General features: G+C 43.1%; 21 protein-coding genes. 10 read left to right on the top strand and 11 right to left on the bottom strand.

Translation table 11 applies throughout. From position 1 onward, the window contains the following. Positions 1-16: 16 nt before the first annotated feature. The 4 genes from LZP46_RS12450 to msrA are packed head-to-tail and all read right to left on the bottom strand — an operon-like array spanning position 17 to position 1508. Positions 17-262, bottom strand: coding sequence for a glutaredoxin family protein (locus tag LZP46_RS12450; RefSeq protein WP_178319072.1), 246 nt, complete (start codon positions 260-262; stop codon positions 17-19). Between the two features lie 21 nt (positions 263-283). Further along, entirely contained in the window at positions 284-724 is a 441-nt protein-coding gene (gene msrB, locus LZP46_RS12445; protein ID WP_000483554.1) for a peptide-methionine (R)-S-oxide reductase MsrB, read from the bottom strand. 31 nt (positions 725-755) lie between these two features. Continuing rightward, the gene (locus tag LZP46_RS12440; protein ID WP_001076938.1) at positions 756-1016 is read right to left on the bottom strand and encodes a glutaredoxin; all 261 of its coding nucleotides are present in this window, start codon (positions 1014-1016) and stop codon (positions 756-758) included. 3 nt (positions 1017-1019) lie between these two features. Next, positions 1020-1508, bottom strand: coding sequence for a peptide-methionine (S)-S-oxide reductase MsrA (msrA, locus tag LZP46_RS12435; protein ID WP_000762837.1), 489 nt, complete (start codon positions 1506-1508; stop codon positions 1020-1022). Between the two features lie 122 nt (positions 1509-1630). Between msrA and LZP46_RS12430 the strand changes: the two genes are divergently transcribed. The 3 genes from LZP46_RS12430 to LZP46_RS12420 all read left to right on the top strand — a co-directional run bounded on the left by LZP46_RS12430 (position 1631) and on the right by LZP46_RS12420 (position 4851). Next, positions 1631-2566, top strand: a complete 936-nt coding sequence (locus tag LZP46_RS12430) for an AraC family transcriptional regulator (protein ID WP_002123001.1) — start codon at positions 1631-1633, stop codon at positions 2564-2566. A 2-nt stretch (positions 2567-2568) separates the two neighbouring features. Then, positions 2569-3309: a hypothetical protein gene (locus LZP46_RS12425; RefSeq protein WP_178319073.1), complete on the top strand. Its 741-nt coding sequence runs from the start codon at positions 2569-2571 to the stop codon at positions 3307-3309. 894 nt (positions 3310-4203) lie between these two features. Further along, entirely contained in the window at positions 4204-4851 is a 648-nt protein-coding gene (locus LZP46_RS12420) for a hypothetical protein (RefSeq protein WP_236094012.1), read from the top strand. A gap of 28 nt (positions 4852-4879) precedes the next feature. Here LZP46_RS12420 and LZP46_RS12415 read toward each other — a convergent pair whose 3' ends face one another. Beyond that, the gene (locus LZP46_RS12415) at positions 4880-6070 is read right to left on the bottom strand and encodes an MFS transporter (RefSeq protein ID WP_236094011.1); all 1191 of its coding nucleotides are present in this window, start codon (positions 6068-6070) and stop codon (positions 4880-4882) included. A 94-nt stretch (positions 6071-6164) separates the two neighbouring features. Beyond that, positions 6165-7088: a DMT family transporter gene (locus tag LZP46_RS12410; protein ID WP_004974922.1), complete on the bottom strand. Its 924-nt coding sequence runs from the start codon at positions 7086-7088 to the stop codon at positions 6165-6167. 882 nt (positions 7089-7970) lie between these two features. Here LZP46_RS12410 and LZP46_RS12405 point away from each other — a divergent pair. The 3 genes from LZP46_RS12405 to LZP46_RS12395 are packed head-to-tail and all read left to right on the top strand — an operon-like array spanning position 7971 to position 10882. Continuing rightward, positions 7971-9098 (top strand): Re/Si-specific NAD(P)(+) transhydrogenase subunit alpha, encoded by a 1128-nt coding sequence (locus tag LZP46_RS12405; protein ID WP_236094010.1) that lies wholly within the window; start codon positions 7971-7973, stop codon positions 9096-9098. 11 nt (positions 9099-9109) lie between these two features. Next, positions 9110-9433: a proton-translocating transhydrogenase family protein gene (locus LZP46_RS12400; protein WP_004974924.1), complete on the top strand. Its 324-nt coding sequence runs from the start codon at positions 9110-9112 to the stop codon at positions 9431-9433. 3 nt (positions 9434-9436) lie between these two features. Next, positions 9437-10882 (top strand): NAD(P)(+) transhydrogenase (Re/Si-specific) subunit beta, encoded by a 1446-nt coding sequence (locus LZP46_RS12395; protein WP_004974925.1) that lies wholly within the window; start codon positions 9437-9439, stop codon positions 10880-10882. Between the two features lie 210 nt (positions 10883-11092). Here LZP46_RS12395 and rsfS read toward each other — a convergent pair whose 3' ends face one another. From rsfS to LZP46_RS12370, 5 genes are all read right to left on the bottom strand, one after another. Next, positions 11093-11494, bottom strand: a complete 402-nt coding sequence (gene rsfS / locus LZP46_RS12390) for a ribosome silencing factor (protein ID WP_236094009.1) — start codon at positions 11492-11494, stop codon at positions 11093-11095. An 84-nt stretch (positions 11495-11578) separates the two neighbouring features. After that, positions 11579-12364 (bottom strand): hydroxypyruvate isomerase family protein, encoded by a 786-nt coding sequence (locus tag LZP46_RS12385; RefSeq protein WP_236094008.1) that lies wholly within the window; start codon positions 12362-12364, stop codon positions 11579-11581. Positions 12365-12409: 45 nt separating this feature from the next. Next, positions 12410-13276 (bottom strand): NAD(P)-dependent oxidoreductase, encoded by an 867-nt coding sequence (locus tag LZP46_RS12380; RefSeq protein ID WP_178319077.1) that lies wholly within the window; start codon positions 13274-13276, stop codon positions 12410-12412. 86 nt (positions 13277-13362) lie between these two features. Beyond that, the gene (locus LZP46_RS12375) at positions 13363-14148 is read right to left on the bottom strand and encodes a crotonase/enoyl-CoA hydratase family protein (protein ID WP_178319078.1); all 786 of its coding nucleotides are present in this window, start codon (positions 14146-14148) and stop codon (positions 13363-13365) included. A gap of 188 nt (positions 14149-14336) precedes the next feature. Then, on the bottom strand, positions 14337-17156 hold the full coding sequence (locus tag LZP46_RS12370; protein WP_236094007.1) for a GacS-like sensor histidine kinase: 2820 nt from the start codon (positions 17154-17156) through the stop codon (positions 14337-14339). A 323-nt stretch (positions 17157-17479) separates the two neighbouring features. Here LZP46_RS12370 and cysM point away from each other — a divergent pair, with 323 nt between their 5' ends. The 4 genes from cysM to LZP46_RS12350 are packed head-to-tail and all read left to right on the top strand — an operon-like array spanning position 17480 to position 23057. Continuing rightward, positions 17480-18412 carry a cysteine synthase CysM gene (gene cysM / locus LZP46_RS12365; protein WP_236094006.1) on the top strand — a complete coding sequence of 311 codons (933 nt, stop codon included), beginning with the start codon at positions 17480-17482 and terminating at the stop codon, positions 18410-18412. A 35-nt stretch (positions 18413-18447) separates the two neighbouring features. Continuing rightward, the gene (locus tag LZP46_RS12360; protein WP_236094005.1) at positions 18448-19323 is read left to right on the top strand and encodes a 3'-5' exonuclease; all 876 of its coding nucleotides are present in this window, start codon (positions 18448-18450) and stop codon (positions 19321-19323) included. A 6-nt stretch (positions 19324-19329) separates the two neighbouring features. After that, entirely contained in the window at positions 19330-20721 is a 1392-nt protein-coding gene (rlmD, locus tag LZP46_RS12355) for a 23S rRNA (uracil(1939)-C(5))-methyltransferase RlmD (protein ID WP_236094004.1), read from the top strand. A gap of 29 nt (positions 20722-20750) precedes the next feature. After that, positions 20751-23057: a RelA/SpoT family protein gene (locus LZP46_RS12350; RefSeq protein WP_236094003.1), complete on the top strand. Its 2307-nt coding sequence runs from the start codon at positions 20751-20753 to the stop codon at positions 23055-23057. The last annotated feature ends 59 nt before the right edge of the window (positions 23058-23116 follow it).

Below are 23116 nucleotides of genomic sequence, written 5' to 3'. Positions count from 1 at the left end.
AATTCTAAAAAACTCATTATTTCATTGAAGCTTCCAACCACCTGTCAAGGTCCTTGAACTTGGGGTTTCTCAGCTTCTTTGTCCCAACCACTATTGTCGGGAAATTCAGCTTTCCGTTCGAATAGAGGGAGCACAGTTCATCAGCAGCCGCGTCGTCTTCATGAACATCTAAAAAATCAAACTCGATTCCTTTTTCTTTCAAGTACGACTGGTAAATCTTGGTTTTGTGGCAGTCCTTATGACCGAACAGCTTAATCCCCACGACCCCCTCCATTTTCTAAAATTACTCTACAAACTTCAACGACTCCGAGTTGATGCAGAATCGAGCCCCAGAGGGCTCAGGACCATCTGGAAAAACGTGCCCTAAGTGGGCTTCGCACACATTGCATAGCACTTCGATTCTTCGTCCGTAAGTCGTGTCCAGTTCATATTGAATTACGTTGTCGGCGACGGGCTCAGAAAAACTCGGCCAACCTGTTCCCGAATCAAACTTAACGTTCGAATCAAACAGTTCAGTGTCGCAGCCCGCGCAGGCATACCGTCCTGCCTCATAAAATGAACAGAGTTCCCCAGTGTGAGGGCGCTCGGTGCCTTTCTTCCGCATGACATTAAATTGAGCGGGCGTCAGAATTTTTTTCCACTCTTCCTCGCTCTTTTCTACTTTTCTAGGAGGAGCGGGAGTGCCGTTATCGAGATAGTTGTTAATGCTTTCCCAGTTGAACATAAATTTGCTCCTTTATTTTTGGGTTTGTTCTTTAGCTATCAATCCACGCGAAGAAGTCAGTCGCGCTACCAATGAATTTTCCATCCACAAAAACTTGCGGAACAGTTTGAAGGTTGGTTTTTTTCTTCAACTCATCATAAGTCTTGGGATCGTCATCCACGCGAATTTGTTTAAAATCAACTTTTTCAGAAGTTAAGTACTCCTTCACGCGTTTACTAAACGGACAATGGTCTTTTGTGTAGATGACAACGTTCTTAAGTTCTTTCATTTTTTCCTCTTTCGTTTGATTCATGGTTTAATCTCTCTCAAAATGGCACGTGTACCCGTGGGGATTCTTCTTCAAATAGTTTTGGTGATACTCCTCAGCGTCATAAAACTCTTTTTCCAAGGCTACCGTCGTGACCACGGGATTCTCGAAGCGACCGATCTCATTGACCTCATCAATCACGTTTTCGATAATCGCTTTCTGTGCATCGTCACGATAGAACGCTGCCGAGCGATACGAAGTGCCAACATCATTTCCTTGGCGATTCTTCGTAGTCGGATCATGGATTTTGAAAAAGTAATGTAGAATCTCTTCGAGAGATATTTCGTCTTGGTCGTATTCCACGCGAACCGCTTCGGCGTGCCCCGTTTTCCCTGTTATAATATCGGCGTAGGTAGGATCATCAAAATCTCCGCCAGAGTAGCCCACCTTCGTTGACGTCACACCGTCCAGACTCCTAAGGAGGTCTTCGAGACCCCAAAAACACCCTCCGGCAACGATCACATAATCTAGTTTCATAAAGCCTCCTTAGTTTTCATCCACTTACTGATTAGACTGACTTTACAGCATGTAAAATAGATATAATATGTTCAATAGTTCGTATAACATGACCTATTGGACAGTTTACGTAGGAGCTATATATGGATGTTCTCAGTGAAATTTTAGATAAGGTAGAGCTTACTAGCAGCTACTGGTATAGAACCTCATTTGCGGGAGACTGGGGCATCAGCCTCCCGCAGGAAGAGAATCTAGCGAGATTTCACATCGTGACTCATGGCGAGTTTTGGTATGAGGTGCCAAAACTTAAACTTAAAGCATTGGCGGAGCAGGGCGATATTTTGATCTTTTTCAAAGGGATGGAGCACACCATGGCCAGTGCACCAAAAATCAAGGCCGAGCCTGCGGTCGAATTTAGAGCTAAAGCCAACCTCACCGAAGCTCAAGTTTTGGAATACGGTGATCAGAGCAAGCTCAAAGCCAACGTCGTTTGCGGACATTTTTGTTTTAATGGCGGACCCGATCATCCATTCTTAAATTCGCTGCCAAATGTCGTGCATATCAAGAGTGCTGATAACTCCCACTCGCCTTGGCTTGCCATGCTTTTAAGTATTATAGAGCAGGAAGCAAAATCAGGGCTTCCTGGAAGCAACACGTTAGTCAGAAAGCTGACCGAAATTATCTTCGTGCAAGCGTTAAGAATCCACATGTACAAATCCAATAAAAATGCTGGATTCTTCAAACTGATCGAAAATCCGCAACTCAGCAAAACCTTGGAAGCTATTCATCATAGTCTCGATAAAAAATGGGGTCTTGACGATCTCGCCGGGATTGCGGGGATGTCGCGTACGAACTACAGCGTCAAATTTAAGGAGCTGTCAGGCATGACACCTCTTGATTATTTAACCTATTGTCGGCTTGAAAAAGCAAAGCAGCTGCTTAAAGAATCCGGTAAGTCTGTTCCCGAAGTGAGTGAAGCCATTGGGTATCCGGCACATGAACACTTTCAAAAGTTGTTTAAGAAAAAAATTGGCAAAACTCCTAGCGCGTACAGAAAAGAAAATTCTGAAAAGGTGTAAAAATGAATATCTATAACTCTCCTGTTACCAAAATAGCTTTCTGGGTCATCGTCGTCGGCAGTGTATTCTGTCTTCTTCTCCCTTTATTCTTACCTCTTCTTCCTCTTCACTACTTGAAGGATTATGGCGAAATAGGAGATGCTTTTGGAGGTATTTCGAACCCATTCGTACAGATACTAGGTTCAGTAGTTCTGTTTTTAGCGCTGAAAGCCCAGATTGATGCGAATAGAATCCTTCATCAGCAAATCGAAAAAGAAAACACGAAGGAGCAACTAAGGCACGAGTTAGATCAACTTCACGAACTTTATATGTTCGTCGAAAGAAACATCAAAAATTTTAGTTACGATCAAGAAAAGACCGTTGATGGCAAGACGCAAGTGATCCTTCTGTATTCTCGACGTGCGATTAAATGTTTCATGGAGGATCTAGAGAGCTTAGATGTTGATATTCACAAAGATGACGACATTTTAAGGTTCGACGGGGTTAAAGAAATTATGAGCATTTTGAACAGCGTTGACCTATATTTCGACAAAATCAAAGACAGCGAGATTGCACCTTATCATAAGAGTTTTTATAAAACGCTTATGCAGCACGAACTTCTCTTCAGCGTTTTTCCTTATCAAGATCTCGACAATCAAGCGTACCTAAAACAAGAGCATTGCCCAGAGTGTGGTGAATATCATGCAAATTATCCGCCACTGATTTATGACCGGTTACAGAAAATTAAAAAAAGTTTCTCCTGATGTATTATGGATATTTATTCGGTATCGGTCCTACCAAAAAGCTATTTGTAGTATCTCGAGTACGTGCTGTGGTGTAGTAATTCCAATCTTAGAAAACTCAAAGCTTATTCTGAAACTATCGGAATTGTCGGTTGGGTGAGACTTAGTCGCCCCGTAAAGCCTTATCGGGGCGGCAAAGATAACTTTTTATATCACTGCTATTGATGACGTCCTTTGTTTACTAAAGTTGTAAGCCCTTATTCTTTGTTTTAGACCTTCAACCACTCCGGGCTTGTCACTAGGAGAGTCCCCTTGGCTAACCTTAGCCGTCAGATCGTATTCAGCGATTTCTAGCCGGTCCCCCTGAATCATTTTACGCCAACCGTTCCACAACTTAGGGTCAAGCTCTTCGGTACGCCAACCATCGGTCGGTTCGCTCCGACTCGCTAAAGCCAGATCCCTGATTTGGTTCTGGAGCGTTAGATCGTCAATCATTGTTTGGGAGTGAGAATGTTGAGGGATTAAGTTTTGATACAAAAGATTAAACTTACACCAATTTTACGCCATGGAATTTTAATATTTTTATAAATTATTGATATTTAATATATATTTTAAATTTATTGTCCAATCCATCATCGGGGCAACCGAAATGCGAGGTTGTAAAGTTTGGATGGCACGTGTCATAACCCACCTGAATTGAAAAACAAAAGCACAAGACCACGCATTATACGGGGTTTAAGTGAAAATCGACAGTATCCCCAACCCACATCCATTGGCATCAACTTTGCTTTGTTCGCTATGAACAAAGCAGCGCAACCGTAGGTGCCAAAGCGGAACTGCTCAGTATTTGTATGCGTAGCCGTTTTTTAGTATGTTGAAAAGATAACGATAAAGCGGCACAAGAGGGATAATAATATGTTGGTTTTAGAAGAAATTTATCGAACCAAGAAAAACGAGTTTTCAAAGGCCTTTAATTTACGCATGCAGCGCAGTTTGAGCTGGTGGAAAAAAGCCATTGCTTTACATGATGATCTTGATTTGCAGTTTATGACAGCATGGGTAGCCTTGAGTGCCTTGTATGCGCAAAGTCAGACAGCAGAGCATACACAACAACAGACCTTGCAGCAATTTGTGCAGCGTATGTATCAAAAAGATGTCGATCAGCGCATGGCGAGAATTATTTGGGAAAAATATCCACAAAGTTTAGAGGTGTTGCTGACCAACCCTTATTTGTATCAAAGTTTTTGGGATTGGCGTAATCAAAAAATGACTGAAGCTGAATGGCGTGCAGATTATGAAGCAGAGAAACAGCAGATTATGCAGGCATTGCACATCCATGATTCAGCTACAATTTTGGCATGTTTGTTTAAGCGCTTATTGACGTTACAGCAGCAACTTTTACAAGGTGGTGCAACTTATAACAGTGCAATCAACCGCAAACAACTCAGCCATGCCAATACTTTACTGTGTGCGTTGATGCCGTGTTTTATCCAAATTTTATTGGAAAATTTAGAAAATGTGGAGTTGAGTCAGCCATTTTATCCTGTGATGCAAATGTCTTAAGCGACTTGCTTGATTGTAATAGCAGCGTTTAAGGCATGGCGGTGTGTTGACGTTGATGTTGCCAGTCGAGCAGGGCAAAGCTCATTGCGGCGGCAACAAAACACAAACCAACTAGGCAACTCCATAACCATCCACCGTGTTGCCATGCATAGATTCCCAAGGCAGAACCACAAGCACCGCCAGTAAAATAACTGGTCATATAAATTGAGTTAATCCGCGATTTGGCATCGGGGCGTAAGCGAAAAATTACGTTTTGGTTGCTGCTGTGTACGGTGGCAAGCCCAAGGTTAATTAAGCCAAAACCAAGAATATAGCTCCATAAGCTAAATTGTCCGTTGTATAGAAAGACCCAACTGATTGCCAATAGCGCCAAACCACCCCACGTCAGCGCTGTGACATAGCCACGATCTGCAATTTTACCCACTTGTTTGGTCGAAAGTGCGCCAAATACTCCGACCATTGCCACAATGCCGACCATAAAGTCAGCTAAGCCAAAACTAGATTTGAGTAATACGGCAATGGTGGAAAACAACACGCTCATCGCAGCAAAAGCAAAAGCCCCGAGTAATGCACGATACACCAAGCGGCGTTCTTCTAAAATCAGTTTGCCCATGGACTGAAATACGGCCAAATAGCTGAGTTTGCTGGTAGAAATAAAAGGCAAACGTGCTTTAAGTACCGCAGCAATACACAACATGAATATCCCGCTGAGCAGATAAATCACTTTCCAGTGAAATAAATTAGATAGCAAGCCTGCTAAACTGGTCGAAAGTAAAATACCGACCAATAAACCACTCATCAGCAAACCAACAACTTCGCTCATTTTTTCAGGTTTTACGGTCATGGTCGCAAAAGGAATTAATACTTGTGCCGCCACAGAAAATAGCCCTGTGATGATGGTGCCAATCCAAAGCATGCTTAAATTGCTAGAAAAGGCACACAAAAACAAACCTACCGATGCCAAGAACATGAATAGGGGAATGAACTTGGTTTTATTGACAATATCGCCCATCGGTACAATAAACAGTAAGCCGAGTGCATAAGAGACTTGTGCAAATGTCACAGTCAGTGCAACTTGTGACTGTGGAATTTGAAAAGATTGATGAATGGAGTAAATCAGAGGTTGGCAATAATAATTTGCACCTGCACATAAACCGCAGGCAATCGCCATTAACCAGAGCAGGGTTTTGTCTTGGCTAATGTCAGGTGCAGTATTCATAATTATCCTAAGGTCAATGGTAAAACGGGGTTGCAGTAGCTCAAAGATTGAATCCAATATTCAACTTCATTAGTGGCAGGATGTCGCCTTTAGCTTAATGAGAAAACTTGTTTTTGGACAAGGTGATCATCATCACGCCTACAATATTGAGCATGCAGCCGAACCATTGTATGCCATTTAGATGTTCACCTAAAAATGCTGTGGCCAATAGAATCGTCAAGATGGGGCCAATTGAAGCAATCATGGCCGATTGTGCCGCACCTAAACGGGCGATACTGTGCGCCATGAGTAAGGTGGGCAAGACTGTGACAAATATCCCTAAAGCAATACCATAGCCTAGCACTTCTACAGGCAGTTGTTGCACCAGTCCGAGCGGATTAGGTGTGACCAAACTGTAATGCGTAAGCGTACCGATGCAGGCAATACTTAAAGCCAGACCTGTAAAATTCCAAGAGCCAAAATGCTGAATCAGGCTTTTGGTCAGCAATAAATAGCCTGCAAAACACACTGCACTGGCGAACACCAAACTACTGCCTAACCAAAAATACGTGTCATGTGGGGTATTGCTCTGTTCCTGTAACATCACAATCACTGTTCCGCCATAACTCAGAGCAATTGCAAACAGACTCAGCCAGCTAAGTTTCTGCCGATACATTACGCTCGAAGCCAGAACGGTGAGCGTTGGATATAAAAACAGAATAATGCGTTCTAATGAAGCGCTAATGAACATCAGCCCTAAAAAATCCAGCCAGCTAGAAAAATAATAGCCCATCAGACCTGCAAATATTATTAGCAGCCAATTGCGTGTAGAGATGTTGCGACTGTGATGGCGATTGAGCCAACAAATCAGCAAGAAGAAAGGCAGGGCACTTGCCATGCGCAAAGCCATGAGTACGGTTGCATCGACCAACGGTGAAAGTGCATAAGCCTGTTTAATAAAAATGGCTTTGGTACTAAACAAAAAGGCTGCAAATAAGGCAAAGATGGAGCCCCATTGTGTGGCGTTAAGTCTGATCATGAAAAATGCTGTCGAGCAAGGTGGATGCAAGAGAAGTGACACATGCCGCGCACACAAATGCAAGTTGCATGATAGATAAAGGCAGATGCGACTGCATGGATCAAGCTGTGTGTGCTGTATTTGAGCAAGCATAGCCGATTTTATGCAGATGGTCTGCTTGAGATGGCATAAATTTTGTGAAAAGTAGAGTAAATGGGATTTGCACGATAATGGTGCAAATTAGTTGAAAATATTGCAAAACAGAGAAAATCCATCATCAGACAAAATGACGCACAAAAAAAATGAAAAAAATAGCAGCACTTAACTTAGACCTGAGTTGAATAAATTCAAGCTTCTTTTAAAAGTTTTACTGTTTCAAATATTCGGTTTTACTCATAAGGCAAAGGTAGGTTTTTCTAAGGTTTTCAGATGCGCAAAACACTTCTAAATTGAACCATGTTGTGCGGTGTAAAAATTGTCAGAAAAGTCAATTTGGTGTTTAAGTTTTTGCTTTTAGCGCTTAAATGTATAGATATGCAATCTTTTAGCGCTAAGTCGGATTTTCCCAATTAAGTGAAATGCATGTCAGAATGATCAATGCTTAATTCATTTAAATGTGGTCAACTGCAAGCTCAAAGCATCGCTTTTTTTCTTTTAGACACTTCAAATCGAAGTTTTGCTGAATAATTAGACTTATATTAAAGAAGCAAAACCTATCAATTATATCTCGCAACAATATTTTTATGAATCATCAGTTCAAAATATGGGTATTTATTAAATAAATATTGGGTGGTAATTTAAAAATGTTGCATTAGAATCCAAAAATTCAACAAAACTTATCCTGAGGGGAAAGCATCGTTATCCACGATGTTGACTTAAGAAAAACTAGCTTGAGGGACGCTCATGCAGATCGGAATTCCAACCGAAACTGTTGTCGGTGAAAATCGTGTCGCTGCGACGCCAGAAACAGTAAAGAAGTTGATTAGCGCGGGTCATAGCGTAGTCATTGAACGTGGTGCGGGTGTTAAAGCCGCTTATATCGACAGTGCTTATGAACAAGTGGGTGCGACCATGACAGATGATGCTTATCGTGGCAGTCAAATGATTTTGAAAGTTCGTGCCCCGAAGGGTGATGAAATTCAAAAACTTGCACCGAATAGCACTGTCGTGGCGATGTTTGATCCTTACCGCAATACTGAATTAGATCAGTTTGCTGCGGCTCAGGTGTCTGCATTTGCGTTAGAGCTTTTGCCGCGTACTTTGTCACGTGCACAAAATATGGATGTGTTGTCATCACAAGCCAACTTGGCAGGCTATAAGTCAGTGTTGTTGGCTGCAGCAGAATACCAACGCATGTTCCCAATGTTAATGACGGCTGCGGGTACTGTAAAACCTGCACGTGTTGTAATCATGGGTGTGGGTGTTGCGGGTCTGCAAGCCATTGCAACGGCAAAACGTCTGGGTGCGGTAGTTGAAGCAACTGACTTGCGTCCAACTGCGAAAGATCAGGTAGAGTCTTTAGGCGGTAAATGGCTAGACGTGCCAATGTCTGAAGAAGAACAGCAAAAAGCTGCAGATGCTGCCAAAAATGGCTACGGCTGGATGCCAGGTGAACAATACATTAAAGATCAGGCAGTGATTGTAGATAAAGCTGTTTCTAATGCGGATATCGTGATCACCACTGCGTTATTGCCAGGTCGTGATGCACCGCGCTTAATCAAAGCAGAAACTGTGGCAAAAATGAAGCCAGGTTCTGTGATTTTAGATATGGCGGTTGAAACGGGCGGTAACGTCGAAGGTTCACAATGCGGTGAAACTGTAGTGACTGCCAATGGTGTAAAAATTTTGGGTATTCCAAATATTCCATCGACTGTATCGACAGAGGCATCTGCACTATACGCGCGTAATGTGTTCAATTTTGTTGAAACATTATTTGATAACGACAAGAACTTCGCATTGAATCCAGAAGAAGAAATTCAGAAAGCATTGCTGGTCACTCATAACGGTCAAGTGCTGTTAAAGCATGGTTAAGGAGAACTCTCATGGTTGAAACAATTACGATTTTTGTCCTTGCCATCTTCGTAGGTTACTACGTGGTGTGGGGGGTAACACCTGCGTTACATACGCCATTAATGGCAGTAACCAATGCACTTTCTTCAATCATTATTGTAGGTGCGATGATTCAAACTGTCGGTCTACCAATTATGGGTGTAGAAGGAAGTGTCGACTTCCAAACCATTAATGTGGTGAGTGTACTGGGTGCGATTGCTGTGTTCTTGGCAAGCATCAATATTTTCGGTGGTTTTGCAGTGACTGCACGTATGCTGGAAATGTTCAAACCAAAAGCAAAGAAAAAAGAGGGCTAATGCATGGAATTTATTCGTGAATATGCAGACTGGTTCTATTTAATCGGGGCTGTACTCTTTATCTTAACTTTACGTGGTTTGTCTGGTCCTAAAACTGCGATTGCAGGTAACCGTTACGGCATGATCGCAATGGCGATTGCAGTCTTGACCACATTCTTTGTGGCAGACAATCCTGTTGTGTGGATGATTCTGGCAGCTATGGCGGCAGGTGCGGTGGTGGGTATTGCCCGCGCACGTACGGTGCCAATGACTCAAATGCCTGAAACTGTAGCGTTAATGCACTCTTTAGTCGGTTTAGCTGCGGTTTTAATTGCGATTGCTGCGATTATTCATAACAACAAGTTGATCGAACTCGGTCCAGACTTGTTGGCTGCAAATGGCATTACTTTCCATGAAATGAGTAAAGTTCATTTATTTGAATTGTTTGTTGGCTGTTTCGTGGGGGCGATTACCTTTACCGCATCTGTTTTTGCATACGGTAAATTGGCGGCAAAGAAATGGGCAAAAACCATTTCGGGTGCATGGGTAAAACCTGTTCAAGCGTTAATTTTTCTTGCCATGCTCGGTTTCGGGATTCACTTCTTCCTGAGCGGAAACATGACTTCATTCTGGGCAATGACAGGTTTGGCATTGGCATTCGGTTGGGTATGGATTGCACCAGTGGGTGGCGGTGACATGCCAGTTGTGGTGTCTTTGTTGAACTCATTCTCAGGTTGGGCAGCAGCCGGTATTGGTTTCACGCTTGAAAATAACATGCTGATTGTTGCAGGCTCATTGGTCGGTTCTTCAGGTGCGATTCTGTCTTACATCATGTGTAAAGCCATGAACCGTTCAATCATCAACGTATTGTTTGGTGGTGCGATGGGCGGTGCAGCTGCACCAACAGCAGCAGCGGGTGCGCAAGTGCAACGTAACTACCGTTCTGGTTCTGCTGATGATGCTGGCTTCTTGATGTCAAATGCAGACAGCGTGGTGATTGTACCTGGTTATGGTATGGCACAAGGTCGTGCTCAGAATGCGGTAAAAGAATTGGCAAACTTGTTGAAAGAGCAAGGTGTAACAGTTCGCTTTGCGATTCACCCAGTGGCAGGTCGTATGCCAGGTCACATGAACGTATTGCTTGCAGAAGCTGATGTACCGTATGAAGATATCTTGGAAATGGACGAAATCAACTCAGATTTCCCTGCTACAGATGTGGTGTTGGTGATTGGTGCAAATGACGTAGTAAACCCTGCGGCAAAAGATGATCCAAACTCGCCAATTTACGGTATGCCAATTCTTGAAGCGCATAAAGCACGTACCATTATGGTCATCAAGCGCTCTATGGCAACAGGTTATGCGGGTCTAGACAACGACTTGTTCTATAACGACAAGACCATGATGATCTTTGGTGATGCCAAAAAAGTTGTGGAAGATATGACCAAATCAATCAACGGTACAGGTCACTAAGACACTGTTCCTAGAGATGAAACCGCCTTCGGGCGGTTTTTTTATGGCTGATGTAAAGTGGTCAATTGAGATAGGGAATTTGGTTAGGGTAGGTTAATGCGATATAAAAACGATTAAAGATCTAAACCTCAAAATATTGGCATTAAAAAAGCGACTTATTTGAAAGTCGCTTTTTGTGTATCTCTAAGGCTGCTCAAGTGAGATGTTGTATTAAGCAACAGACTCAGGCGTAGTACGCCATAAGCTTTCTAGGTCGTAAAATTTACGTGCTGTTGGGAGCATGATGTGAACAACTACCATACCAAGATCGACCAAGATCCATTCTGCATCACGTTCACCTTCAATACCGATTGGGCGAAAGCCTGCTTTGCGCGCTTCTTCAGCAACATTATCGGCAATAGATTTTACGTGGCGAGTTGAAGTGCCGCTAGCAATTACAATGGCATCTGAAACATTACTAATGCTGCTGACATCAAGTTCAACAATTTCTTTGGCTTTTACATCAAGGAGAGCTTCATGTACAACTTTAAGACAGGTTTGTACGTCATGCTTTTGGGTATTCATTGCAAGATCGTGAGAATTAGAAGCGCCGGGCGATGGTTCTAAATTCATGGAGTGTATAATTTCCTAAAATTATTCATCATCTAATATAGCTGTTTTAGCCTGAAATTTCAAATTGGTTTAATTTTAAGCATTTTAATGCGAGGCAAAATATTTGTCTTTCCATGCAAATGATTGATTTGACGTAAGACTTGGGCGGTATTCTGCAGCGACATAACCTGAATAAGGACTGTGCTGTAACCATTTAAAAATAGCAGCATAGTCTAACTCGCCCGAATCGGGTTCATGGCGTCCCGGATTGTCAGCAAACTGGATATGACCAATATCCTGTATGTTTTCTTGCAATTCGCTCAGCACATCTTCGCCCATCATCGCCATATGATAACAGTCGTATTGCATTTTAAGAGCAGGATGTTTGACCGCTTCTAATATCTCTTGAGCTTGCGCAATATTTTGAACTAAAAAACGAGGCATGTCGGTGCCATTAATCATTTCAAATACAGGCTGAATATGATGTTGAGTGAGCATCGAGCAGGCCAGTTTTAGATTTTCAGCCAGTGTGTTTAAGCACGGCAGTAAATCGGCATCGACAGGTTGTTTGCCGGCCAAAATATTAACGCGGGGGACATTTAACGCTGTGGCATAGCGGATAGCCAACTCTAGGGCATGATGAAATTCAATCTCTTTTCCGGGTACGCCCGCCAAACCATTGCCACCTTGCATGAGGTCACCTGCAGGGACATTAATTAAGCACAGGCTGAGTTGGTGGAGTGTGAGTTGGGTTTGAATCTGCTCAATACTCAGCTCATAGGGAAATTGAATTTCAACATGCCGAAAACCATGTTCGCGTGCAAGGGCAAAGCGTTCAATTAAAGGCACTTCGGTAAAAATCATCGACAGATTAACCGCCAGTTTAGACATGCAGATGCTCCTTGCAGGCAAAGATTGGATCAGGAATCAAGCCGATTAAGCTTCGACCTGATGGATAATGGTGGCTAAATCTGCTTCTGCAAAACCCTTGGCTTGATGAGCTTGTAGTTGTGAAAGGGCTTTTTCCGCCACAGGAATCTGTAGCTGAAATTGCGCTGCCAGTTGTAAGGCATTGTTTAAATCTTTAGATAGGGTTTGGACTTTCCATTGCACAGGCTCAAAACTGTGGGTTGCCATGCGTGGCGTTAAAATCTGAAACGGTTTCGAGTCGGCAAAACCACCTGCCAAAGCAGGTGCAAGTAGCTGTGTATCTACACCTGCTTGAGCAGCAAGGGCAACGGCTTCGGCAATTAGGGTACTGTTGGCAGCAACAATCAGTTGGTTACAGATTTTAGTAGCTTGACCTGTTGCGGTTTCGCCCATACGAGTCACACGTTGTGACAGCACCGCATAAATCGGGCTTAATTTTTCGATGGTGTTTGCATCCCCCCCTGCAAAAATTACTAGCGTACCTTGTTCTGCTCCCGCGGTGCCACCAGATACAGGTGAGTCAATCCAAGTCACGTGTTTTTGCTTGGCTTGTTGTGCAAGGGCTTTGGTTTGTGCAACCGATAAGCTGGAAAAATCAACAATGACTTGTTGTGTGGTTAAGTATGGTTCAATTTGATCAAATACGCTTTGAACTGCATGATCATCGGCTAAACAGGTCAAAATGACAGGGTATTGCCCGATCTCTTGAAGCTGAAGCGGTTTAGCACCTGCATTGATTAACGGTTCGCATGCAGCAGGGCTGCGGTTCCATACTGCGACCTTATAACCCGCCTGAATTAAGCGGGTCGCCATGCGCGTGCCCATGAGTCCCATACCTAAAAAAGCGATTTGTGTGTCATGGTCAAAGTGCATAGCGAGTTCTCCTTTTTTCCTACATTACAAGCCCTTGGCGAAATGTCAATCTCGCCTTTGGTCAAAGTAGGCAGCAGATTTTGCGATTAAAATTGACGTGGGGCAAAGCGTACTTCTGGATTCTTATCCTTTTTACGTGCCAGTTGGCTATTTTTACCCAATAATAATTTTAATTGCCAAATTTTTTCTAAGCGTAAAGATTTTGCAGGCGTGTGTTCCATGGCATCCAATACTTGTTTGGCTGCTGCCAAAGCATCGGGAGAGCGCTGTGCAATTTCTTCAGCAAGTACTTGTGCTTGTTGTAATGGGCTATCGGTAAGATGTGTCACTAATCCAATCTCTTTGGCATAGTTTGCATCAAAAATACGTGCGGTGAGGGTTAATTCTTTGGCAAGGTCTAAACCAATCAAACCTTTTAAAGAACGGCTGAGTCCCATGTCTGGCACTAAGCCCCAGCGGCTTTCCATGATCGACATTTGTGTGTCAGGATGTGCAATACGAATGTCGGCAGCCAACGCCAGTTGCATGCCTGCACCAAAACAATAACCTTGCATTGCTGCAATGACAGGTACAGGTAACTTCTGCCAAACCAAAAATGCTTTTTGGAATAGACTTTGCCCCGGTTTAATCAGTTCCCAAGCTGCAAAAGCACGGTTTTGTGGATTGTTGAGGTCGGCTAAATCAATGCCTGCACTAAAAACTTGTGCTTCACCTGTTAAAATTACACAACGTAAACTGCGGTCTTTTTTCAGTTTTTCTGCGGTGCGTACCAATTCCTTGAGCAGGGCAAAGCTCATCGCATTGCGCTTATCTGGACGGTTTAAGGAAACGATTGCAATGCCATTATTTTTTTCGATTCGAAGTAAAGTCATGATGTGAGCTCTTGTTTTTACTGAGCAAAGCATAGCATGCACAGACCCAAGATAAATGACAGCAGAGTCACGGCCAAAACGGTGGACTCTGCCTGAAATGATTCCTAAAAATCATGCGATGCTGTTTGTGAAACGTGTATTTAAAACGCTATTTTTGTTTTGACGAAATGCTATTCATCCCAGATTCACTACGAACCAGTTGCTGTATGTTGAGCAAAAATATGTTCTGCTGCATGTTCCACTTGTTGGATACATGCTTTTAACTCCTGATAACGATTGAGTACTTCCTGCACAAAGAGTTCATCGGCTTTACGGCGTTCTTTACGCAGGGTCGAAACAAACTGTTCAAATGAACCTGTTACTTCTTGCAGGTTTGGCGTGCCAACATAACGGGTTGCACCATACAGACGATGCAGCACATGCTCGAGTTGCGGGAAATCTTCAAGTTCAATAAGCTGTTCAATTTCATTTAATTCTGTGGCAAAGCTATCTACCAACATTTTCAGTAAATCCACTGCAAGGTCTTCTTTGTCGGCTGCCAACATTAGGCTTTGTTGCCAATTCAACACGTCTGGGTCTAGCGCTTCAATCACAATGGCTTTATCTACTGCAGGTGGTTTATTAAAACTTTGCGTCGTCCAATGGGTTAAAATCTGGATGATTTGTTCAATCTGAATCGGTTTGGTGACATAGTCATCCATGCCAACTTTGAGTAATTTTTGCTTTTCATCGGCAAGTGCATGTGCGGTGAGGGCAATAATAGGCAAGCGTTTATGGTTTTCTAAAGTTGACTCTAAAGAACGAATTGCGCGAGTGGTATCTATCCCTGACATCACAGGCATTTGAATATCCATAAAGATCAGGTCAAAGGGTTGCTGTCCCTGTTCAATACGTTGCTGCAAAATCCCCAACGCTTCCTGACCACTTTGCGCTTTGGTAGTGGTCACATTCAGTTCGCCCAACAAGGCTTCCAGTACAATCAGGTTGGGTAGATGGTCATCCACCGCTAAAACGTGCAGGCCTTTACCATCAAATGATGCAGAATCTTGTTCATCAAAATTGTTTTCATTGTTAAGTAAGTCAATTAATGCTGAACGACTGAGCGGTTGATACAAAGCCCGCGCACGATATTCATTTAATAGGCTTGGGTCTAGCGCCATTTGATAGCCATATACCGCCAAGTTGCCTTGATAACGGGTACGAATTTCTTTTAACAAGGCTTCCGTGTCGCCGCTATGGTCAACAATCAACCAAGTGTTGTCTTGCAGGTCAGATACATCTTTTAAGCGGCTAAATAAATCTAGAATTGAAGCGGCTTCAATATGTCGCACCGCATAATTTTCAAGATAATGACGCAAGATATTGGCTGTGGCAGGGTGCGCCAAATAGGACACTACCTGAATCTCTTTAAAAGTTGGATGCTGCTGAGCATGTGCTTCATCTACCGTAAACAAGGCAGTAAACCAGAAGGTCGAGCCTTTTTCGGTTGGGGCACGTTCCTGATTGTCTTCAAAGCCAATTTGACCTTGCATTAAATGCACCAACTGTTTGGAAATAGCCAAACCTAACCCTGTACCACCAAATTGACGCGTGACCGAAGTATCACCCTGAGAGAACGACTCAAACAGTTTTTTACGGTCCGTGCCGCTCAAACCAATACCGCTATCTTGGACGCTAAAGTGAATCAGACATTGTCCAATATCATCATGTTCTACCCGCGCCCGTACAATAATTTCACCATCGGGGGTGAATTTAATCGCATTGGAAATTAAATTGGTCAAAATTTGCTTGAAACGTAAAGCATCGCCTAGCACATATTGCGGCACATTATTGGCAAAATAAAAGGCCATGTTGATGTTTTTTTGTGCAGCCAATGGCGATAGCATATCCATCACATCAAAAATAGCTTCTTCTAAATCAAAGGGTGCTGTATCCAGTTCCAGTTTGCCTGCATCAATTTTGGAAAAATCCAACACGTCATTAATGAGTGCTAAAAGATGCGCCGATGATTTACGAATGGTTTGTAAATATAAATTCTGTTCATTGCTCAGATTTTCCTGACGCAATAACAGGTGGATAAAACCATCAATACTGTTTAGCGGTGTTCTGAGTTCGTGACTGATATTGGCTAAAAATACCGATTTAGACTGGTTGGCAGAAATCGCTTGGTCACGTGCCTGACGATAAGTGATGTTTTGCACTTCCAAAGTATCGAGGGTGCGGCGCAAGTCATCTTCAGTTTGTTCGGTATGTTCTTTGAGTTCTAAAAAGCTGAAATGCAGGCGTTTTACCACATTGGCAATATCCCGCTGCAATAAACGCAATTCGCCAGTGCTGTTAATGACCATGTGTTGATCGAGCGTATCGGCATTCAGGCGTTGTAGCTGCATGCGGATTTCATACATGGGTGCAATCCAGCGTCGTGAATAGAAATTCAGACACAGCAATAACAGTAATAAGGTCAGCAAGCCTGTGGCAATTAATACAATCATGACCCGATAACGGGCTATTTGTAGCGGTTGATTGTCTAGTTCAATCAATAACCATGCAGGACGGTTGATTTCCTGCTGAATTTGCATGCCATACACATGATTGTTTTTATATTGAATTGGGCCAAAAAAATCGGCATTTTTAGGAAATTTGGGCCAACCTGCTTGATCTTGAAAGCCCATGCTTAAACGGCGTGTACCTGAAGCATCAATCAGTGCAGTACGAACCAAATGCTTTTCGTTCATCATATTTTGCATATAAGAACGGGCTTCTTCGTACTTCCACGGAAAGCTAGCCAGTTGATGCAAAGCTGCTTCAGATGGCAACTCAAAACGGGTCAAAATCGCAATTGCCATTTGTCGCTGCTGTGCTTTGGCTGCGTTCGAAGTTTCGGATAAAACCAGCATCGTGCCGACGCATGCCAAAACCATAATTGGCACAAAAATAAGTGCAATCAGCTGTCCATAAGCATGATTTAAGTGCAAGCGCTTAAATAACTTTTTATTGATATTTGACATGGTTGACGCAGTTCAATCCCTATGCAAGGCAGTTTAGCATGCTTTATTTCTGCTGACTGTGTTTTCATCTGCTTCTGTGCTAGTGATGCCGATTTTCATAGATGAGTAGGTCGTTTATAAGAAGTTAAGTCGTGTGGATTTAAACGCTATTTGACGTGCTTGAAGCGATAAAAAATAAGTCAAAGCAATGAGAGGCAGCAACGATGTAAAGGAATGCATAAATTCTCGACAGACTCTTGTCGATTTGATAAAAAGCCTGTGAAAAACGTGCAGGAAGATGCATTTTTTCATACAATAAGCCCACCTTGATATTGGTGCAGAGCATGCGTGATACCCAACCAGACTTCCAAAGTGATGAATTTTTGTTAGATCATTATGTGGGCAAAACCCCATTAGTGCGTTTGCAGCGTTTGGCTCAACATACGCAGGCAACGGTTTTAGCAAAACTGGAAGGCAATAACCCTGCGGGTTCTGTTAAAGATCGTCCTGCCTACAACATGATTATGCAGGCAGAAAAACGCGGTGAAATTCAACCGGGCGATACTTTAATTGAAGCAACCAGTGGCAATACGGGGATTGCTTTAGCGATGGTAGCCGCCATGCGTGGTTACAAAATGCAGCTGATTATGCCTGACAACATGAGCCAGGAGCGTAAAGATGCCATGCGTGCCTATGGTGCAGAGTTGATTGAAGTGACCAAAGCACAAGGCATGGAAGGCGCGCGCGATTTGGCTTTGCAAATGCAACGCGAAGGCAAAGGCTTGGTGCTGAACCAATTTGGGAATCCAGATAATGTGCAGGCACATTACCTGACCACGGGCCCTGAAATTTGGCAGCAAACGGGCGGTAAAATTACCCACTTTGTCAGTTCTATGGGTACAACAGGCACCATTATGGGCGTGTCTAAATACTTAAAAGAACAAAACCCAGAAATTCAAATTATTGGTTTACAACCTTCCGATGGTTCAAGTATTGCAGGGATCCGTCGCTGGCCTGAAGCCTATTTACCCACCATTTTTGACCGCAGCCGTGTTGACCGTATTATTGATATTCCGCAAATTGAAGCGGAAAAAACCATGCGTAAATTGGCGCAAAAAGAAGGCATCAGCGCGGGCACATCATCGGGCGGGGCGGTATGGGCAGCTTTAAAAATTGCCGAAGAAAATCCAAACGCAGTCATCGTTTGTATTGTCTGTGACCGTGGTGATCGTTATTTATCGACAGGTTTATTCTCTGTTCAAGATACTGAATCGTGATATTCATTTTTCTATCACCCATTGAGTAAGATTTTATGCGTTTACCTGTGCTGATTTTCGATATAGAAACCGTTACCGATTTGAAGTCAGGCGCGCATTTATATCAGCTGGATTTGCCTGAGGCTGAACTTGAGCAGGCTTTAATGAAACTGCGTCGCCAAGAAGCGGGAACCGATTTTCAGCGTTTGCCCTTGCACGAAATTGTGTGTATTTCAGGTTTGTGGATTGATGAACACGGCATGAAGCTTTTTTCCTTTAGCCGTGAACACGACAGTGAAGCGGCCATGCTGAAAAAGTTTTTGTCTATTTTTGATAAGCGTCATCCGACTTTGGTCAGTTGGAACGGTTCGCAGTTTGATTTGCCGGTGATTTTATTCCGTGCCATGTATCATGGGCTGTCTGCACCAAGTTTATTTGATCAGGGTGAGATTGATCAGCAAAAACGCTATAACAATTATCAAAACCGTTACCATCAGCGTCATGTCGATTTAATGGATGTGATGGCCATGTTTAATGGTCGTCATTTTCAAAAGTTGGATGACATTGCCTATTTGTTAGGTTTTCCAGGTAAACGCGTAGATGCGGGCTATCATGTTCCTGCATTTATGCAAAGCGGTGAATGGTCGAGGTTGACGCGTTATTGTGAAGGCGATGTCTTAAATACTTGGCTCATTTACCTGCGTTGGCTGCTGCTCAAAGGGCAATTACTGCTTGAAGAGCACACTCAATGGGTACAGCACACCATTCATTATTTGCATACCCAACCGCAGCATGCAGACTTTTTAAGCGTGTGGCAGCACAGTTCGCAGCAAACTGAATTTACCCGTACAGATTTTCCTGAAAAAAGTGTCAGCACGTCTTCAAATGAACCCGTGATGCCTTTTCAATCTTCCCCATCTTCCGATATTTAGACTGATATGAAGCATCGCAGTAAAAACCGTACCACGCAGCAGGCTGAGTATTGCTTTCAGGTGGAATCGTTGTCACATGAAGGCCGCGGGATTGCACACTATACAGCTCAGTCGGGTCATCCTGCAGAAAAGCAGGGGAAAACAGTTTTTATTGAAGGCGCATTGCCTGGTGAAACAGTACGCGCCAAAATTAAGCATAGTAACAAACACTTAGAACAAGCCGAGTGTTTAGAAGTACTGAGCGAGCCTTCGGTATTACGGGTCACGCCGCCGTGTCCGCATTATCAGCGTTGCGGTGGTTGCAGTATGCAACATATTCAGTGGGATGAGCAGATTCATCTCAAACAACAGGTGTTGCAGTCGCATCTGCAACATTTTGCGCAAATTCAGCCTGAAGAATGGTTAACGCCTTTGCGTTCACAGCGTGAAGATTATCGCCGTAAAGCCCGTGTTGGGGTGCGTTATATTGCCAATCAAGATAAATTGGTGGTCGGTTTTCGTGAGCGCAATAGCAATAAACTGACCTCAATTGACCGCTGCATGGTGTTGGATCAGGCTTTTGGTTCGTTAACACGAATCAAGCAGCTATTCCAAAGTCTAACAGGCAAAGCCCATATTGGTCATATAGAATTGGCAATGGGAGATCAAGAGATTGCTTTGGTGGTAAGGCATACAGAACAACTATCTGCAGCCGATATCAACGAGTTACAACAGTTTGCATTACACAAACACTGGCAATTGTATTTGCAGCCTGAAGGTCCTGATAGTTTGCATCGGGTAGATGATCCACATGCAGCACTGCGTTTGCATTATCGTTTAGATGATTTTGATGTGAATTTTAGCTTTCATCCGCAAGACTTTACCCAAGTCAACTCTACAATTAATCCACAGATGGTTAAGCTGGCATGTGATTTGCTTAATTTGAAATCAGGTGATCGGGTGCTTGATCTATTTTGTGGATTAGGCAACTTTTCCTTGCCGCTTGCACGTTGTGTAGGTGCAACAGGAAAGGTTGTTGCGGTAGAGGGTTCAGAGCAAATGGTGCAGCGTGGTGCAGAGAATGCGCAACGTAATGATTTAGACAATGTTAAGTTTTATTCACAAGATTTAACAAAAGATTTTTCGCATCATTCTTGGGCAAATCAAGGATTTGAGGCATTATTAATTGATCCTCCGCGTTCAGGTGCAGAGGAAGTGATGTATTATGTGCCCAAATTTGGCGCAGATAGAATCGTTTATGTGTCCTGTAATCCAGCTACACTCGCAAGGGATGCAGGTGTATTGGTCAAGCAGGGTTATCAATTAAAAAAAGCAGGCGTGATGGATATGTTTCCGCATACGGGGCATGTCGAATCCATTGCCTTGTTTGAGAAAGAAAAGCAAATAAACGATTTATAATATGAAGTACATAGAGGTAGGAGAAGGGTATGGTCACAGTACGTGAACAACTTCCTGGGCGTTTAAATGAACTGTCTGAGGAAACGACTGTAGAACATGCCGAGCAAGCCCGACAGGATTTAGCAGAATGGCTAGACCGAGTACGCGGGATTTACGATGGGGCGGCACTTGAACAATTAGAACGCGTTGCCCATTACACCCTAAAAAAAGAGTTAGAAACAGACGTTAGTCACCCATCGCATACCTTGTATACAGGTATTGAGATGGCGAATATTTTGGCGCACTTGCATGTTGATGAAGACACTTTATCTGCAGCGGTGCTCTATCGTAGTGTGCGTGAAAATGTCCTACAGTTAGATGATGTGCGTGAAAAATTTGGTGAAGCAGTGTACGGCTTGATCAAAGGCACCTTGTCGATGGGTAAGTTGTCTGAGCTGATTGAGAAAAATAAGCGTTTAGAAGACCACTTTAATAATAACCAGCGTGAACATTTAACAGGCATTTATAAAATGCTGATTTCTATGACAGAAGATGTGCGTGTGGTGTTAATTAAACTGGCAGAACGTACCTATTCATTACGTGAGTTGGCAACTGCTTCTAAAGAACGTCAGGAGCGTGTGGCGCGGGAAATTTTAACCATTTACTCGCCATTGGCACACCGTTTAGGGATTGCCCAACTGAAATGGGAACTCGAAGATTTAGCATTCCGTTATTTGGCACCAGACCGCTATAAAGAAATTGCAACATTGCTGAATGAAAAGCGTTTAGAACGTGAAAATTACATTCAAAGCATAATTGAGCAATTGCGTACAGAGCTAGGCAATAACGGTATTGATGCCGAAATTAGTGGACGGGTGAAACATATTTATTCGATTTATCGAAAAATGAAGAGTAAAAGCCTCAGCTTTGACCAGCTCTATGACATTCGTGCTGTACGTGTTTTGGTGAAAACCATTCCAGAGTGCTATCACTCGTTGGGTATCGTACATCAATTGTGGCGGCATATTCCGCACCAGTTTGATGATTACATTACCAATCCAAAAGCCAATGGTTATCGCTCGTTGCATACTGCAGTGATTGCAGAAAACAAGTCGCTTGAAGTGCAAATTCGTACCCTGGATATGCACGAAGAAGCCGAGCTTGGGGTATGTTCGCACTTCAATTATAAAGAAGGTTCTAAAACAACAGACCACTCGTTCAATCATCGTTTACATTCTTTGCGTTCTGTTTTAGAGCATTATCAGGAACGTAACGATGCCAGTGCACATAAAGCAGATGATGATTCTGAAAACTTTGAACAAATTCAAGAGTTTGAAGATTTTGAAAAAATTTATGTGTTCAGCCGTGATGGTGATATTAAAGAATTACCACGTGGCTCAACAGTGCTGGACTTTGCCTATCATGTGCATACCGAAGTGGGTAACAAATGTTATGCTGCACGGGTCAATCAGCGCTATGTACCGCTCACCTATACTTTAAAAACAGGGGAGCAGGTCGAGATTTTGACCAAAAAAGACCGTGAACCGAACCGTGATTGGTTGGTGAACTCTTTAGGATATATTAAAACGGCACGTGCGCGCGATAAACTGCGTCATTGGTTTAGACAGCAGGACCGCAGCAAAAATCTAGAAGTAGGGCGTGAAGTACTCAACAAAGAATTGTCACGTTTGGCGATTCATCCAAAAAGTATTGATCTAAATGATTATTGCAATCACTTTAATGTCAAAACTGGTGAAGATATTCTGATTGGTTTGGTTAATGGTGATATTAGCCTGCATGCTTTAATTAATCAGGTCAATCGTCACATGCACTTAGATCAGGATGAACCTGAACTGGTGTTGAAGCCGACTTTGAATCCACGAGCCAGCCATACCTTATCGGCACATGGTATTTTGATTGATGGTTTGGATAACGTTGAACTGCATATCGCACAATGCTGTCAGCCTGTGCATGGTGAAGCGATTGCGGGGTATATCACTCTCAATCGTGGCGTGAGTATTCATAAAGTAGCGTGTTCAGACTATGTGCGCATGATTGGCAATGGACCTGAACGTGCAGTCGAAGCTGACTGGGAAATGCAGCCAACCCGTGGTCAAAGCGTGCAGATTGTGGTGGAAGCCTACGACCGCCGTGGTTTGCTCAAAGACTTAACTCAAGTGATTTTTGCCGATCAAATTAACATTCGTCAGGTGAATACCATTTCTGAAAATGATGGAATTGCCAATATGAAATTGTTGATTGAGGTCAAAGGCTTGGCGCAACTTTCTCGTCTGTTGGCGCGTTTGGAGCAGCAACCAGGTATTATCAGTGCACGCCGTTTGGTGCAAGGCAGCTAAGCGAGCACGCTTTAAAAAACCAGCATGTTTGCTGGTTTTTTTCTATCGTATTTCAGCCA

This window comes from Acinetobacter sp. SCLZS86 (assembly GCF_021560715.1).
GTDB classification, from domain to species: domain Bacteria; phylum Pseudomonadota; class Gammaproteobacteria; order Pseudomonadales; family Moraxellaceae; genus Acinetobacter; species Acinetobacter towneri_A.
This window is presented reverse-complemented; position numbering and strand designations above follow the sequence as displayed.